At 40.2% G+C, this 16261-nt stretch carries 15 protein-coding genes; 14 read left to right on the top strand and 1 reads right to left on the bottom strand.

The window, feature by feature from the left end:
• The first annotated feature begins 2 nt into the window (after positions 1-2).
• The 13 genes from C9I86_RS10455 to C9I86_RS10395 all read left to right on the top strand — a co-directional run bounded on the left by C9I86_RS10455 (position 3) and on the right by C9I86_RS10395 (position 13703).
• Entirely contained in the window at positions 3-704 is a 702-nt protein-coding gene (locus C9I86_RS10455; RefSeq protein ID WP_045037015.1) for a MotA/TolQ/ExbB proton channel family protein, read from the top strand.
• On the top strand, positions 701-1120 hold the full coding sequence (locus tag C9I86_RS10450) for a biopolymer transporter ExbD (RefSeq protein ID WP_045037016.1): 420 nt from the start codon (positions 701-703) through the stop codon (positions 1118-1120). Before C9I86_RS10455 ends, C9I86_RS10450 begins: the two co-directional genes overlap by 4 nt.
• Complete coding sequence (locus C9I86_RS10445) at positions 1120-2052, top strand: hemin ABC transporter substrate-binding protein (protein ID WP_107275133.1); 933 nt, start codon at positions 1120-1122, stop codon at positions 2050-2052. Before C9I86_RS10450 ends, C9I86_RS10445 begins: the two co-directional genes overlap by 1 nt.
• 17 nt (positions 2053-2069) lie before the next feature.
• Positions 2070-3107 carry an iron ABC transporter permease gene (locus C9I86_RS10440; protein WP_107276313.1) on the top strand — a complete coding sequence of 346 codons (1038 nt, stop codon included), beginning with the start codon at positions 2070-2072 and terminating at the stop codon, positions 3105-3107.
• Positions 3104-3895: a heme ABC transporter ATP-binding protein gene (locus C9I86_RS10435; RefSeq protein ID WP_107276312.1), complete on the top strand. Its 792-nt coding sequence runs from the start codon at positions 3104-3106 to the stop codon at positions 3893-3895. Before C9I86_RS10440 ends, C9I86_RS10435 begins: the two co-directional genes overlap by 4 nt.
• A 379-nt stretch (positions 3896-4274) precedes the next feature.
• Complete coding sequence (purR, locus tag C9I86_RS10430) at positions 4275-5279, top strand: HTH-type transcriptional repressor PurR (protein ID WP_080157663.1); 1005 nt, start codon at positions 4275-4277, stop codon at positions 5277-5279.
• A gap of 366 nt (positions 5280-5645) precedes the next feature.
• The gene (locus C9I86_RS10425; RefSeq protein WP_080157664.1) at positions 5646-6233 is read left to right on the top strand and encodes a TfoX/Sxy family DNA transformation protein; all 588 of its coding nucleotides are present in this window, start codon (positions 5646-5648) and stop codon (positions 6231-6233) included.
• Positions 6234-6713: 480 nt separating this feature from the next.
• Complete coding sequence (locus C9I86_RS10420) at positions 6714-7283, top strand: carboxymuconolactone decarboxylase family protein (RefSeq protein ID WP_107276311.1); 570 nt, start codon at positions 6714-6716, stop codon at positions 7281-7283.
• Positions 7273-9423: an FAD-dependent oxidoreductase gene (locus C9I86_RS10415; protein ID WP_107276310.1), complete on the top strand. Its 2151-nt coding sequence runs from the start codon at positions 7273-7275 to the stop codon at positions 9421-9423. The genes C9I86_RS10420 and C9I86_RS10415 overlap by 11 nt, the downstream gene beginning before the upstream one ends.
• Before the next feature lie 131 nt (positions 9424-9554).
• Positions 9555-10667 (top strand): ABC transporter substrate-binding protein, encoded by a 1113-nt coding sequence (locus C9I86_RS10410; RefSeq protein WP_369925486.1) that lies wholly within the window; start codon positions 9555-9557, stop codon positions 10665-10667.
• Between the two features lie 99 nt (positions 10668-10766).
• On the top strand, positions 10767-12434 hold the full coding sequence (locus C9I86_RS10405; RefSeq protein ID WP_107276309.1) for an ABC transporter permease: 1668 nt from the start codon (positions 10767-10769) through the stop codon (positions 12432-12434).
• A gap of 4 nt (positions 12435-12438) precedes the next feature.
• On the top strand, positions 12439-13074 hold the full coding sequence (locus tag C9I86_RS10400) for an ATP-binding cassette domain-containing protein (RefSeq protein WP_080157668.1): 636 nt from the start codon (positions 12439-12441) through the stop codon (positions 13072-13074).
• A 20-nt stretch (positions 13075-13094) separates the two neighbouring features.
• Positions 13095-13703, top strand: a complete 609-nt coding sequence (locus C9I86_RS10395; RefSeq protein ID WP_080157669.1) for a CDP-alcohol phosphatidyltransferase family protein — start codon at positions 13095-13097, stop codon at positions 13701-13703.
• Between the two features lie 86 nt (positions 13704-13789).
• Here the strand turns inward: C9I86_RS10395 and punR are convergent, their stop codons facing one another.
• On the bottom strand, positions 13790-14692 hold the full coding sequence (punR, locus tag C9I86_RS10390) for a DNA-binding transcriptional activator PunR (RefSeq protein ID WP_080157670.1): 903 nt from the start codon (positions 14690-14692) through the stop codon (positions 13790-13792).
• Positions 14693-14796: 104 nt separating this feature from the next.
• Between punR and punC the strand changes: the two genes are divergently transcribed.
• Complete coding sequence (gene punC / locus C9I86_RS10385) at positions 14797-16002, top strand: purine nucleoside transporter PunC (RefSeq protein ID WP_107276308.1); 1206 nt, start codon at positions 14797-14799, stop codon at positions 16000-16002.
• The last annotated feature ends 259 nt before the right edge of the window (positions 16003-16261 follow it).

Raw genomic sequence — 16261 nt, 5'->3', positions numbered from 1 at the left:
CCATGACTGTTATTGACAACCTCACCCAACAATTTGGCCTTATGACATGGCCGCTGCTTACGTGTTCAGCATTAACGGTCATGATTTTAGTTGAACGGTTTATACAAGTATTACTCTGTACTGGCGTTGGAAAAACCAAAGTCACCGCCCTTTTAGATAAACAAAATCGCCATGATGATCGCGCGCTTGATCAGTTAGCAGAACAACTGAAACACCAACGGCCATTATTATGTAAAGGCATCTCGATGCTGATTTCCCATCGTCATTTTACGAAACCATTACGTGAAGATGCCGCAAGCATTTGGCTACTTCAAAAACGTCAACAATTACGTTCAGGGTTACGATTACTGAGTTTAATTGGTGTGATTAGTCCGCTATTAGGTTTACTTGGTACGGTGTTGGGCTTAATTGAAATGTTTAAAGGCATTGCCTTATCAACAGGCTCTGTGACTCCCAGTGATCTTGCTGATGGTCTAGGTTTAGCAATGCGCACTACCGCAGCTGGCTTGATTATTGCCCTGCCTGCCATTACAGGCTCACAATTATTAGGCTTATGGGCCGATAGCATCATGGCGACATTAGAGCACAGTCTAAATCGTTGTAATTTATGGTTAGAAGGCATGAACATTGATGTTGGTAATAGCCCAGTAAAACCATGTGATACTTGTGAAGAAAACCCGGCTTACAATGGCAAATCAGCATGATTAGTATCAATAATCATCAGCAAAATGCAGATGAACTTACCCCTGATTTAACGCCTTTATTGGATATTATTTTTATTGTGATGGTGTTTTTATTACTTACCGCAACAGTAAAAATTAAAGCATTAGATGTGGAATTACCGCAAACCGCGACTCAAATATTACAAACAACCAAAGCCGATCCGATCACGATAAATCTCGTTGCCGCTGAACCTTATTGGGCATTAGATGGTCAATCGGTCGACAACTGGGATAACTTTTCACAACAACTATTAGCCGCTGTAAAAGCACATGCAAATAAACCCGTCGTTATTGGCGCTGATAAAAAAGCCTCCGTCGAACAGATGCTCAAGTTATTAGCTTTTCTACAAAAAAACGACATTAAAGCCACGCAACTATTAATGGAAGATCAACAATAATGGACCGTCATACCTCTTTTATAACTGCACCTTTTATAACTACACCTTTTTTACGACATATTTCTCAAAAAATACTGTTATCAACCACACTGTTTATCTCCGCATCAAGCTTATTTAGTCCCTTAGCCCATGCACAAACAAATTCAAATACAGCAAGAGTTATTAGCGCTGGTGCGGCTATTACTGAAATCATTAATGCATTAGGGGCCGAGCAACAATTAATTGCCGTCGATGTAACCAGTAAAACACTGGTGGCGGATGATATGCCTAAAGTCGGTTATCACCGTCAACTGTCAGCAGAAAGCCTGATTGCTTTAGCCCCGACTCGCATTATTGGCTCCGATGAAATGGGTCCACCAAAGACATTAACATTGTTAAAGCAATCGGGAATTGAGGTCGATATTGTTAACGGTGGCGAAACGGTGTCTGATTTACTGCATCGAATCGATCAAGTGGCAGCCTTAACCCAACATTCACAACAAGCGCAGCAGCTTAAACAGACCATAACCACCACAGTAAAAACAATTAAACAAAACAATTCACACCAGACTCAGCCTAAAAAAGTATTGTTCTTAATGATTCATGATGGACGACCAATTAGCGTTGCCGGAAAAAATACCACCGCCGACAGTATTATCACTTTAGCGGGGGCAATAAACCCAGCGGCAGCCGTTGTCGCAAACTATAAACCGGTTTCAACAGAGGCTATTTTACAAATGCAACCCGACATTATTTTACTCAGTAACCGTACAACAGCCTCCATCAAAGACATGGCACAACTTATCAAAAAAATGCCCGTCTTAGAGGCAACCCCTGCGGCAAAAAATAATGCGATTGCCGTGATTGATGGGACGGCATTAATTGGTGGCTTAGGCATCCATAGTATTAATGAAGCCATGCGCCTTAATCATATTTTCTACCCACAATCGTAATCTGAGATAAAGCCATCATGAACGACAGCCGTATTTCACCCCATGTTATTTACGCTATCAGTATTGGGTCATTGCTCTTTGCATTATTAAGCTCAATTGCGATTGGACCGATGGATATCAGTTATAAAGATAGTTTTATAGCGTTATTACCTGGAGACCATCAGCTTGCCGCTCATATTAATCTCGTGATCCATCAAATACGTCTACCACGAACATTATTGTGTATTGCTATCGGGGCAATACTGGCTATTTGCGGTGCTGTTCTACAGGGTTTATTTCGTAACCCCCTCGCAGACCCAGGTATTATTGGTATTTCAGGAGGAGCAGGCCTAGGCGCGGCGTTTGCGATCATTTTGTTTACCCCGTTAATGACGCAATATCCATTATTAATGAACATTGGCGCTGTGCCCTTCTTCGCTTTTTTGGGTGGCGCGCTGAGCACATATTTGGTGTATCACCTTGGCACCGATAAAAACGGTACATCTGTCGTGGTAATGCTATTAGCAGGTGTCGCAATTGGTGCTATTTCTGGTGCTGGTTTGGGGCTACTTAACTATATTGCCGATGATCAAGCGCTACGTGATTTTTCATTATGGTCAATGGGATCACTTGCAGGGGCGACTTGGTCAAGTATCTGTCTTGCCTTTGTGAGCCTCATTGTTATCTATTATTATTGTTATCGCCAAGCTAATGCATTGAACGCCTTTTTATTAGGAGAAGCTGAAGCTCGTCATATGGGTGTTAATGTTCAACATCTAAAGCGCAGTTTAATTATTGTATGTGCTGCTGGTGTGGGGATTACCGTTGCTATTACAGGTCCTATTGGCTTTATTGGTCTGGTGATCCCCCATTTAGGGCGCATGATTTCAGGCCCTAATCATAAAACATTATTGCCAATCTCAGCTATTCTAGGTGCTTTAATTTTACTTGTCGCAGATATGATCGCGCGTAGTGCTTTTGCACCACAAGAACTCCCCGTTGGTATTATTACCGCTATTTTAGGCGCTCCATTCTTCATTTATCTATTGAATAAACAAAAAGGCAGAATCGCATGACGGTAACCTCTGCACGCCCAACTGTCATTTCGGCACGTGATTTGCAATTAACATTGGCAGGAAAAGTATTATTAGATGACTTTAATATTGATATAAAAGCGGGTGAAATAACGGCGCTACTTGGGCCTAATGGCGCAGGAAAAAGCACGTTACTTAAAATACTCTGCGGTGAAATAACACCTGAAAGTGGGCAGGTTACATTTTTTAATCGCGATATTGAAGATTGGCAACGATCTGAACTGGCGTGTCATTTAGGTATTTTACCGCAACACAGTTCGCTGTCTTTCGCCTTTACCTGTAAAGAAGTGGTTGAACTTGGCACTATGCCGCTATGTTTGTCACGCCAAGAAATTGACGATATCACCCTCACAACCATGCGTAATACTGATGTTCTTCATCTTGCACCACGCTTATATCCCACGTTATCAGGGGGTGAAAAACAACGAATCCATTTCGCACGCGTGCTAACACAACTCAGTCAAGCTGATGATAAATGTATTCTAATGTTAGATGAGCCAACATCTGCCTTAGATCTCGCCCACCAGCATAAAACGCTACAAATGGCACAAACCATGGCAGCAAAAGGTGCCGCGGTTATCATCGTATTACATGACCTCAACTTAGCTGCGCAATATGCTCAACGTATGGTCATTATTCAACACGGTAAGATTCAAGCCGATGGATCACCATGGCAAGCATTACAGCCTGAAATAATTAACAATGTCTACGGTTGGAACATTTCCGTACATCCCCACCCTGTTCATGGTTATCCTTATCTACTATCCTAGTATTAAAGTTCATCGTCTTTTTGATTATCTCTTGTAAATTTCAGTAAAATTACTGAAATTTACGATTTTTTGTTGATAGTTATCAAATAATTTACTCCCAGACAATTGAAACGTTGCACTACGCGTAACACTCAGTAAAATGTGAACGCAAGCGATTACACTTGAAAAATATGCAATAATTATAAAGCCGCGAATAAATGCGGCTTTTAGTGTTAATACTATTTAAGTATGCAGTAGACACATTATTGGTGCCAAATTGAATAATTAACGAGAGACTTTACCGAAAAACATTGAATTATATTCATCTCAGTAATTACTCAATTTGGTACCTCACGATTAGCTAGAAACATCTCTAGCACCCATTATTAGAAGAATAAATATGGCAACCATTAAAGATGTTGCACGTATGGCTGGCGTTTCAACTACAACAGTTTCACACGTGATCAATAAAACGCGCTTTGTCGCAGAAGCAACACAGAAAAAAGTACTTGCTGCTGTTGAAGAGCTTAACTACGCACCAAGTGCTGTTGCGCGTAGCCTAAAATGTAATACAACCCGTACAATTGGCATGCTAGTCACTAAGTCAACCAACCCTTTTTTTGCTGAGGTTGTACATGGTGTTGAAGAGTATTGCTACCGTGAAGGTTACACGCTCATTTTATGTAACACTGAAGGTAACCTTTCTAAGCAATATGATTACTTGCGCATGCTTGCAGAAAAGCGTGTCGATGGCTTATTGGTAATGTGTTCTGATCTTGATCAGAAATTACTGGATCTACTTGAGCGTCAAAAAGACCTACCAATGGTAGTGATGGATTGGGGTCCAGAAAGCCCACATACTGATAAAATTCAGGATAATGCTGAGCAAGGTGGCTACATTGCGACTAAGTATTTTATCGATCATGGTCATAGCCGTATCGGTTGTTTATCAGGCCACAACGATAAATCAACGTGTCGTGAACGCCTAAAAGGCTTTAATAAAGCAATGGCAGAAGCAAACTTAGCGGTTAACGAAAACTGGATTCTTGAAGGTGACTTTGAGTGTGATTCAGCCGTTGAAGCTGCTGAGAAGTATATTGCAATGACAGATCGCCCAACCGCCATTTTCTGTTTCAATGATATTATGGCAATGGCACTGATCAGTACTTTTGAACAAGCAGGGTTACGCGTTCCTGGTGATATTTCAATTATTGGCTACGACAATATTGATCTTGCGCCTTACTTCGCGCCACCATTAACAACTATCCATCAGCCAAAGCGTCGTTTAGGTAAAACCGCCATTAAGATTTTAATGGAACGCATGAAGAACAAAGATCATGAACCTCAAATCTTTGAAATGACGCCAGCCATCGTTGAGCGCAAGTCAGTAAAGGATTTACGCTAACACGCCCCCTTTTGATTGAGCCAATATTTTTATTGGCTTTTTTATAGCTAATGAATTTCGCTCGATGATCCTACAAAAAATATCTTATTCTCAAAAACATGAACAAACTCACAGATTCATCAGCTTTAATTAATATTAAAACTTACCTTTTTAAAAGATCGAATATAATAGGTCTTGTAAATACATATAATAGTAAGCAAAAGACTTACAAATTATAAATAATACTTCTATATTGATAATATTATTTATAAAGTGATACATGGATGATTTAGAGTAGGAAAATTCTCTCGTAAATAACTTTAATAATAAGTCAATTTACGACTACTTTAATGTTAGGTGACACTCATTTATTCACCGAGTAGAAGTATGGATAAACCAATATTAAAAAACTCATTAAAATTATTAGACCATTTAGGTAATGTTAAATCGCGTTCTATGTTTGGTGGCTTTGGTATTTTCGCAGGCGAAGCAATGTTCGCACTTGTGGTTAATAATAAACTTCACCTAAGAGCAAACGCTAAAACTGAAGAGGAGTTTCAACAAGCGGGATTAGAACCGTACATCTATAAGAAACGTGGGTTTCCTGTAATAACTAAACATTACGCAATTCTTGATGAATGGTGGGAAGAACCTGAAAAAATAATAGAGCAAGCTAAATATTCTCTTGAAGCAGCACTTGCTGATAAAAAAGCAAAAGAATGTTGCGCGCCAGCTAGGATAAAAGATTTACCTAACTTACGCCTATCAAATGAAAGAATGCTCAAAAAAGCAGGTATTCAAACTATTGATCAACTATACGATCTTGGTGCACTCAACGCCTATAAGGCATTACAAAAAACACAAGAGGCATCATTAAGTTTAGAATTATTATGGGCTCTAGAAGGTGCTATACATGGCCAACATTGGTCTGTAATACCAGAAAGTAGACGTAACGAACTGCTCGCAAAACTATAATAAATATATTCGTCAACTGGCTAAGTGACGCTTAAGAATAAAGAGGCTCAGTGCCTCTTTAATTTATTTTATTCGATATCTGCATATAATCTTTCCAAACTATCCTTACTTGAACCTGCACTTCCTCTGAACACATCTTACTGTGTACATTAATTATACAGCACAATTAAAAATACACATTCCATGAAAAAATAGTTATCCAAGATCCTGTTTATTCTTTATATCGAAAATCATAGATACATCCTTCATAAAAACGTATTTTTAACGTTCTTGAACGAATATTTATCCAATACCACACTAAAGCATCATTCACCACATAAAATGTAACAATTCATACATTCATTATTGTTATTTGTTCTTTGTTATATCTAATAATTTTTTGAATAATAAAAATTTTTGTCATTAAATGAAATACAATATCACTTCCCTCGGTCTTGCTACTTAAGAGTCGATGTGATTCTCATTTAATAAGGACATACCTTGCGTATATTAACCAAAAAAACATTCTCATTATGGGTCAAACCTTTGCTATGGCTTCAAAAACGCCATTTTGGCAATATTCTCAATCCCGCGAAACTATGGGGACAAAAACCAGTGCTTTTCTGGTTAGTGGCTTTGTTCTTTGGTTACCTTGATCGTAAAAAATCACCGATTGATGCAGTGATACGTTCATTAGTCTGTGTACGAGTATCACAACTAAATGATTGTGCTTTCTGTGTTGACGCTAACGGCATGAAATTAGCAGAGCGCTGCCATTCATTAGAAAAAATTAAAGCACTTGCACACTGGCAATCTTCTGATCACTTTTCAGAGCAAGAACAAGCAGTGTTAGCTTATACCGAAGCAATGACTCTTAGCGATCAACATGTCAGTGATGAAATGCTAGCAGCGCTTGCAACATGGTATAGCAGCGATGATATTATTGAATTAACCGCATTAGTGAGTTTTCAAAATTTATCCGCTAAGTTTAATACTGCGCTAGATGTTCCTGCACAAGGTTTTTGCTCATTACCTATTCGGCCTCAACAAAGGAGCCACGATGAAAAGTAATAAACTTTTGTTGCTTACCGTTATATTGGCAATTATTGGCACTTGGTTTTATTTTGACCTTGGCCAATACCTTACCCTTGAAGCGGCTAAACGTGAACAATTAACCCTGCAAGACTATATTATTGAAAATCCAATTACATCTTATATTGGCTTTTTTAGTTTATATATTTTAGTCACTGCTCTGTCTATTCCTGGCGCATCAATATTAACCTTATTAGGCGCAGCTTTATTTGGTTTCTGGGCCAGCCTAATTATGGTGTCTTTTGCCAGTACAATAGGCGCAACACTGGCCTTTCTATCTAGTCGTTTTATTTTACGTGATTGGGTACAAGCAAAATTTGGTAATCGCTTAACAACCTTAAATGATGGCATAAAGAAAGAAGGCGGATTTTATCTGCTAAGTTTACGTTTAATTCCTGTTTTCCCTTTTTTCCTTATTAATCTTTTAATGGGATTAACCATAATTAAAACCCGTACTTTTTTCTGGGTTAGCCAATTAGGAATGTTAGCGGGTACTGCCGTTTATATTAATGCGGGTACTCAACTTGGAAAAATAGATTCACTCAGTGGCATCATCTCTGCCCCCGTTTTATTCTCTTTAGTTCTACTTGGCATTTTCCCATTACTTACAAAATGGATCATGAAAACAATGGCTATTAAAAAACAATACAAACAATGGCAAAAGCCCGCTCGCTTTGATCAGAATCTAGTTGTCATTGGTGCAGGTTCTGGCGGTTTAGTTAGCGCGTACATTGCTGCCGCAGTAAAAGCAGATGTTACTCTTATTGAACGTCACAAAATGGGAGGCGATTGTTTAAATACTGGTTGTGTTCCATCAAAAGCACTTATTCGTGCAGCACATACTGCGGCTGATATCAAAAATGCATCAGCACTTGGTATCGATGCTCACATTGATAATATCGATTTTACACAAGTGATGGGCCGCATTCATAAAGTCATTACTAAAATTGAACCCCATGATTCTATCGAGCGTTACAGTAAGCTTGGCGTAAATTGTATTACCGGTGATGCAACTATTGTCTCGCCATGGGAAGTTGAAGTGAATGGCACCCGTATTACAACCCGTAATATTGTTATCGCAACGGGTGCGCGTCCATTAGTACCAGCCATACCTGGTTTGAATACTGTTAATTACTTAACATCTGATACTGTGTGGCAATTAACTGCCCTGCCTAAGCGATTATTAATCCTTGGTGGTGGCCCTATTGGCTGTGAATTAGCACAAAGTTTTTGTCGATTAGGTGCCGAAGTCACTATTGTTGAAAGATCACCTCAGCTATTAAATCGTGAAGATCGCGATGCTGCTCAATTAGTTGAACAATCGCTTGTACACGATGGCGTTAATATCTTACTGCAACATAATGCTGTTCAATTTGAATCAACGTTTGATGATAATGGTCAACGAATTCAACGTGCCATCGTTGAACATAACAACCAACAAGTTAGCATCGAGTTTGATGCAGTAATGGTCGCTTTAGGCCGTGTTGCAAATGTGCAAGGATTTGGTTTAGAGGAACTCGGCATTACCACAACAGAGCGTGGCACTGTCGCTGTAAACCAATACCTACAAACACAATATCCTAATATTTATGCCGTCGGTGATGTTGCTGGCCCTTACCAATTAACTCACGTAGCTGCACATCAAGCATGGTATGCCGCGGTTAATAGCCTATTTGGTGCCATTAAAAAATTTAAAGTCGATTATTCAGTTATTCCGGCCGTCACTTACACGGCACCTGAATTAGCAAGAGTTGGCATTAATGAAAAAGAAGCGCAAGCGCAAGGGATTGATTATGAAATCACCCGCTATGGATTGGATGATTTAGACCGCGCTATTGCTGATGGTTATGATGAAGGTTTTATTAAAATATTAACCCCTAAAGGTAGCGATAAGATTCTGGGTGCCACTATTGTTGGTCACCATGGCGGTGATTTATTAGCTGAGTTTACGCTCGCAATGCGTCATAACTTAGGGCTAAATAAGATCTTAGGCACGATTCATCCTTACCCAACCATGAGTGAAGGTGCAAAATACACCGCTGGCGTATGGAAACAAGCCCATGCCCCTCAAAAACTGCTTGCTTGGGTCAAAAAATATCACCACTGGATGCGTAATTAATCATTACGCCAATAAGGATATCGATTGTGATAACAGCATTTTCTACTTTAAAAAAGCTGACGTTAACTGCTGCACTGGTCATTGGTAGTGTAACGGCACACGCCAGTGAACAGCATAAAAACGTTAATATTATGCCCACATGGCAACAAACCCTTGCTCAAGCTAAGGGAGAAACCGTCTATTTTAATGCTTGGGGTGGCAGCCAAGAAATAAATGATTATCTGTTATGGGCTAATACCCAATTACAACAGCGTTATGGTGTCACTTTAAAACAAGTTAAAGTGACCGATATAGCGGAAACCACACAACGTTTATTGGCAGAAAAAACCGCAGGCAAAAACAGCGGTGGTAGTGTTGATATGGTATGGATCAATGGCGAAAACTTTCGTTCAATGAAGCAAAATGGGCTGTTGTATGGGCCATTTACGCATCAGCTTCCAAACTGGAAATATGTCAATAAATCACTGCCTATTGATAAAGACTTCTCTGAACCAACTCAAGAACTAGAAGCACCATGGGGTGTTGGCCAACTGGTGTTTATTTATGATCCTGAAACGCTAAAAAATCCACCCAAAAGCTTCAAGGCATTATTAGCTTTAGCTCAGCAACATCCTGGAAAAATTAGCTACCCTAAGCCACCAGAGTTTCATGGAACAAGCTTTTTAAAAGCAGCACTGTTAGAACTCACACCAGACAAAAAAGCATTATATCAACCCTTACAGTTACCTAAAGATCAAGCGCTGTTTGATCGCGTAACAGCACCATTATGGCATTATCTTGATCAGCTCCACAAAGTAGCATGGCATCAAGGAAAGCAATTCCCTGCGGGCACAGCTGAAACGGTACAGTTACTTGATGATCAACAATTATTATTAGCGATCACCTTTAACCCTAATGCGGCAGCTGCAGCCATTGCGAATGGTAATTTAACTGATAAAGCAAAAACTTATGCCTTTAGTGCTGGCGCATTAACTAACATCCACTTTGTTGCAATTCCGTGGAACGCAAATGCCAAAGCCGGTGCATTAGTAGCGATTAATTTCTTATTAAGCCCAGAAGCACAAGCGCACAAAGCTGACACCAATGTGTGGGGAGATCCTACTATTTTAAGTCCGCAGGCGTTTAAACAATTGCCGCCATCATATAACAAACCGAGCTTTACGCCTTACCCTTCAATTGCAGAGCCAAACCCAACATGGCTAGCAGCAATTGAACATCAATGGCAGCTAAGATACGGCAACTAATTTACAGTAACTAACTCACTGTTATATTTATTATAAATTAAGCTAACTTGCATTATGATAGCAAGTTAGCTTTCCTTGTTTGATGTTTATTTGAGCCCTATGTTAGCCATTATATTTGTTGTCACATTATTGCTATTTGCAAGTCCATTGATCATTGGCTTTCTTGGTATGCTTGCACCTGCTTTTGCATGGCTACCAGCATTAAACATGCATCAACCATCGCTATTAGGTTGGCAGCAACTTTTTGCCTGGCCTGATCTTGGTCATTCAATTGCTTTAACACTACTGTCAGGTTTAGGCAGTACATTACTGGCACTATGGTGGTGTTATTTGATATTGCGCCGCTATTGGCTTAGCCCAAAGTGGCAAAAAATTGAACGCTTACTAGCCCCGTTACTCGCTTTCCCTCATATTGCTTTTGTGCTTGGTTTTGGGCTGATGTTCTCATCAACAGGCTGGATTGCCCGTATTTGGCACCATACAGGCCTCGCAGATACTCTTTATCCTGTGCTTATTCATGATAGCTTTGGTTTAGGATTACTGTTTGCATTAGCCATTAAAGAAACACCCTTTTTATTATTAATGAGCATCAGTATTCTAAAACAGCTGGATATAAAACGTCTTTATCAAGCATCTATGAGTCTGGGATACAACCATCAACAAATATGGTACATGGTTATACTGCCGCTATGGCTACCCAAATTACGCTTGGCGATTTTCGCGGTTGCTGGTTACGGACTTGCCGTGGTTGATGTGGCATTAATTATTGGCCCCACTCACCCCAGCACATTTTCAATGCTAATTTGGCAATGGTTTACTGATGGTGACTTAACCCAACTTCCACGCGCAGCAGCAGGAGCATTGTTATTATTTGGTATTGTCATCATTACTTTTGGACTATTACGTTTAATAGAATGGTGGCGATTATCATACGCAACATCATGGCAATATCGCGGCGCAATTCGACACTCAACCCGTCGAATTCCCTCGCCTATTGCCGCTTTTTTTAGTCATGGTTTATTATTGTTACCGTTAATTATGCTGCCTATTTTGGCTGTATGGTCATTTGCTTTACGGTGGCGTTTTCCTGACTTACTCCCCAGCCGTTATAGTGTCCGTTTTTGGCAACAGCAATTTGAACCACTACAACAGCTCATCGGTAACAGTATTTTTCTCGCATTAATCAGCAGCTGTTGTGCCTTAATCATGGTGATTCTTTGCCTTGAATATCGCCAAAAGTATCAACGTGGAATCCCTACAGTACTGATCGCGATTCCAATGGTTGCGCCACAATTATCGCTATTATTTGGTATGCAGACAGCGGTCTCTTTTGTCTCTGGCCACTATTTTTGGCAATGGGTAATTTGGAGCCATTGGCTTTATGTTTTCCCGTATATTTATCTTACGTTAGATGGGCCATGGCGCAGTTATGATCAACGATTAGATCAAACAGCAAGAAGTTTAGGCTTAAATGGCTGGCAAACATGGTGGCGAGTTAAGTTTCCACAGCTAAAACCTGCATTATGGTTAGCCTTTGCGGTTGGCTGTAGTGTCAGTTTGGCACAATATTTACCCACTCAAATGCTAGGCGCTGGGCGCGTATCCACCTTAACCACTGAAGCGGTAACGCTTGCTAGCGGCCAAGACCGACGCATCAGTGCAATTTATGGGCTATTACAAGGATTATTACCTTTGGTCTTTTTTACTATCGCGATGGTATTAGCACAACGCAAATCATCACCCGCTCAAACTCAAATAAGCAGGTAATCTTATGGCCCTTTCTGTTTCACAATTAACCTTACGTCATCGTAATAATAATGTCGTGATAGGCCCGTTAACTTTTGAGGTTGAAGCGGGAGAAATAATGACGTTAATGGGGCCTAGTGGCAGTGGTAAATCCACTATTCTTAGTGCGATTGCAGGTCACCTAGCCCCTGACTTCACAGTCACAGGTGAAATACAGCTTAATAAACAATCAATAACCTCGTTAGCACCTAATATGCGCCATATAGGTATTGTTTTTCAAGATGATTTACTGTTTCCTCACCTTAATATTTGGCAAAATCTCGCGTTTGGGTTACCACAAAATATTAAAGGTAGCCAACGTAAGCACCAAGCGTTAGCCACATTAGACGAATTGAATTTACTCCATTTACAACATCAGCAAGCCCATGAAATTTCCGGAGGTCAACGAGCAAGGATAAGTATGATGCGATTATTATTGTCGCAACCCCAAGCAGTATTACTTGATGAACCCTTTAGTAAATTAGATAAAACCCTACGCGCAGCATTTCGTCAATTTGTGTTTAATCAAATTCAACAACGCAATATTCCGGCATTGATGGTCACACATGACGACGATGATATCCCCCCAAATGGCGATGTTTTACACTGGCCTTGGCAATAAATATTCAAGCAGGACACCACATGCTCGACCGTTACAGTATTACTCTTATACGTCAGCCATTAGCAAAGCTGGCGATGTTGCCTGAAAAATATGGAATTAGTGCTAATCAAATCACCCTCAGCGGTTTTGTGATTGGCCTGTTTGCACTCCCTGCATTAGCCTTTGAGTATTATGGATTAGCACTATTTTTCATTATTATTAACCGACTATTTGATGGCTTAGATGGTGCAGTGGCACGCCGTCAAGGCATTACCGATTGTGGCGGATTTCTTGATATTACGTTAGATTTCTTATTTTATTCTTTGATTCCATTTGGCTTTGTATTAGCCGATCCACAATACAATGCCGTTGCTGGCGCATTCTTGATCTTTTCTTTTATCGGAACTGGCTCAAGCTTTCTTGCGTTTGCAATTATGGCAGGGAAACGCAATATAGAAAGTCCAGTATATAAACATAAATCGTTGTATTACATTGGTGGTCTCACGGAAGGTACTGAAACCATTGCCTGTTTTGTTTTGTTTTGTTTACTTCCGCAGCACTTTGCCACTATTGCCTGGATTTTTGGCTCACTATGCTGGATCACCACCGCAACACGTATTTGGGCAGGTTACCACACTCTAAAAAATTAAATTAATACCGCTGGATGTAGCACAACCTCATCCAGCGATCTCTTTTCATTTTTCAACGTCTTCTCTTTATCACAAGTAACCGTTACTCAACGTACCCACTGATGATGTAACTGTTCGCTATCTCCTAAATAATCTAATAACCAACTTACCGCGGGATTCATGGTTTCAGTATTCCATGCTAAACAACAAGGACTCACTGACGGTTTAATGGCTAACTCTTTTTCAATTAGCTCTCCCGCTTCAATTAGTGGAATGGCCATGTGACTTGGCACTACACTCACTCCTAACCCCGCTTTTAAACACTGCATTGCACTGTACCAATTAGGAACAAGTATTCGGCGTTGGTTATCCATCAGCCATGTGATCCGTTTCGGTAACGTACGAGAGGTATCTTCTAAACAAACGGCTGGATATTGTGCTAACTCATGCGGTTCTAATGGATGATCACAAGTCGCTAAAGGATGCAGGGGATCAATCACAAACTTCCACGTTAATGTTCCCATATCTCGATAATCAAAGCTTCCCCCCACTGGTACTGCAGCAGTTGCACCAATGGCAATGTCAGCCCGTCCATCTGCTAAGGCATCCCATACACCATTAAATACTTCCATGGTGAGGTGTAATTCGACATCAGGGAAATGTTCATAAAAGTCTTTAACTAACATATTAACGCGACTTTGACGCACCACAGTATCTAAAGCGACAGATACATTTTGTGACCAACCATTGGCAACGCGTTGTGTTTGATATTTCATTAATTGCATCTGTTTGATTATTTTGCGTGATTCTTCAACGAAATACTCCCCTGCTGGCGTTAGTTTAACCTGCCTATGCAATCGAACAAATAATTCGACAGCTAAACGCTCTTCTATCAATCTAACAGTATAACTGATGGCGCTAGGCACTTTGTGCAATTCTTCCGCAGCGCCTGAAAAGCTGCCACGACGGGCGACTACGTCTATAACTTGGAGATCATTATAAGAAAACATATCACATCAAATTTTTTGAAAGCATGGTTTAAATTTTAGCGTTTCACAGCTATTAAAACCAGTATTACACTAGTACATATTGAAATATTGACGAAAAGTATAAAATGAAAAATACCCCTTCTAAAATTACCCTATTCTGGTTTGCATGTTTAAGTATGCTTGGCTTCCTTGCTACTGACATGTATTTACCTTCGTTTGAAACGATCCGTGCCGACTTTGCAACAACCCAATCTCTTATCGGCCTTTCGCTCAGTGTCTTTCTACTTGGTATGGCATTAGGACAAGTTATTTACGGTCCATTATCAGATCGTGTAGGACGTATTAAAGTACTTGTTGGCGGTATGGTGCTGTTTAGCCTTGCCTCTATTGCATGTTCTTTTGCCCCCAACATTGAAGTCTTCCTTGCTGCACGTTTTGTGCAAGCATTAGGCGCATGTAGTGCAACGGTTATCTGGCAAGCGGTTGTGGTTGACCGTTATGATGGCAAAGTATCAGAGCGTGTGTTTGCGACAATCATGCCGTTGGTTGCATTGTCTCCAGCTTTAGCACCTTTATTAGGTGCCATGCTTGAGCATCAATTAGGCTGGCGTAGTATTTTCATCGCATTAGTTGGTTTTGGTGCAGTGCTAGCTATCATGACACTAAAAGAGCCTGAGAGCGCTAGCCTTAGCCAACAGCAAGAAAAGCTAACGGTTAAACTGCGTAGTGACTACAACCAAATTCTAAGCTCAAAGAAATTCTGGGGTAACATGCTAATATTTGCTGCATGTTCAGCCGCTTTCTTTGCTTATTTAACTGGCTCACCTTTTGTTATGTCAGCAATGGGTTATTCAGGCACTGATATTGGCTTAAGCTACGCACCACAAACAGTTGCCTTTATTGTCGGTGGTTACGGCTGTCGTACTTTGCTGAATCATTTTGAGAGTAAAAAGCTTCTACCATGGATTTTGGCACTGTTCTTTAGCAGCGTTTTGATTATGTTTGTTATTTCAATCTCAATCAATGTAACGACTATCTGGCCAATTCTTATTCCATTCTGCTTCCTTGCGGTTGCTAATGGGGCAATTTACCCACTTGTTATTAGTGCTGCCTTATCTGATTTTAGAAATTGTAGTGCAACGGCTGCTGGCCTACTGAACTTTATGCAAACAATGGTCTGCTTTGCGGCAAGTGGTTTAGTCTCTGCCTTTGCTGGATTTGGTTTATTAACAGTCACAGTAGCGATGTTCATCACAGGCTTTATCGCTATTATAGGTTTCATTCTGGTGACAAAAGCACGCCACCAGCAAGCAGTAATAGCAACCGCGTAATAACTTGCTCTCTTTAATTATTAGAAGCAGCCTTCGTCGGCTGCTTTTTTTTGCCTATTATCCACGACAACTTTCTCTGTAAACGTCTTTCATTGGCTCCTCCTATCTTCCTATCTTCCTATCTTCCTATCTTTGTAGTGGTACATTAAATTTGGCCACCTAGTTAGAGGTGATATCATCACCTCATAATTTAATAGGTGACACTATGACTAAAAGAATACGCCCTAATTTTACACCCGAATTTCGATTAGAATCAGCA

Source organism: Photobacterium sp. NCIMB 13483 (assembly GCF_003025475.1).
GTDB classification, from domain to species: Bacteria; Pseudomonadota; Gammaproteobacteria; order Enterobacterales; family Vibrionaceae; genus Photobacterium; species Photobacterium piscicola.
The sequence above is the reverse complement of the archived record's forward strand: the minus strand, read 5'-3'. Positions and strand labels throughout refer to the sequence as shown.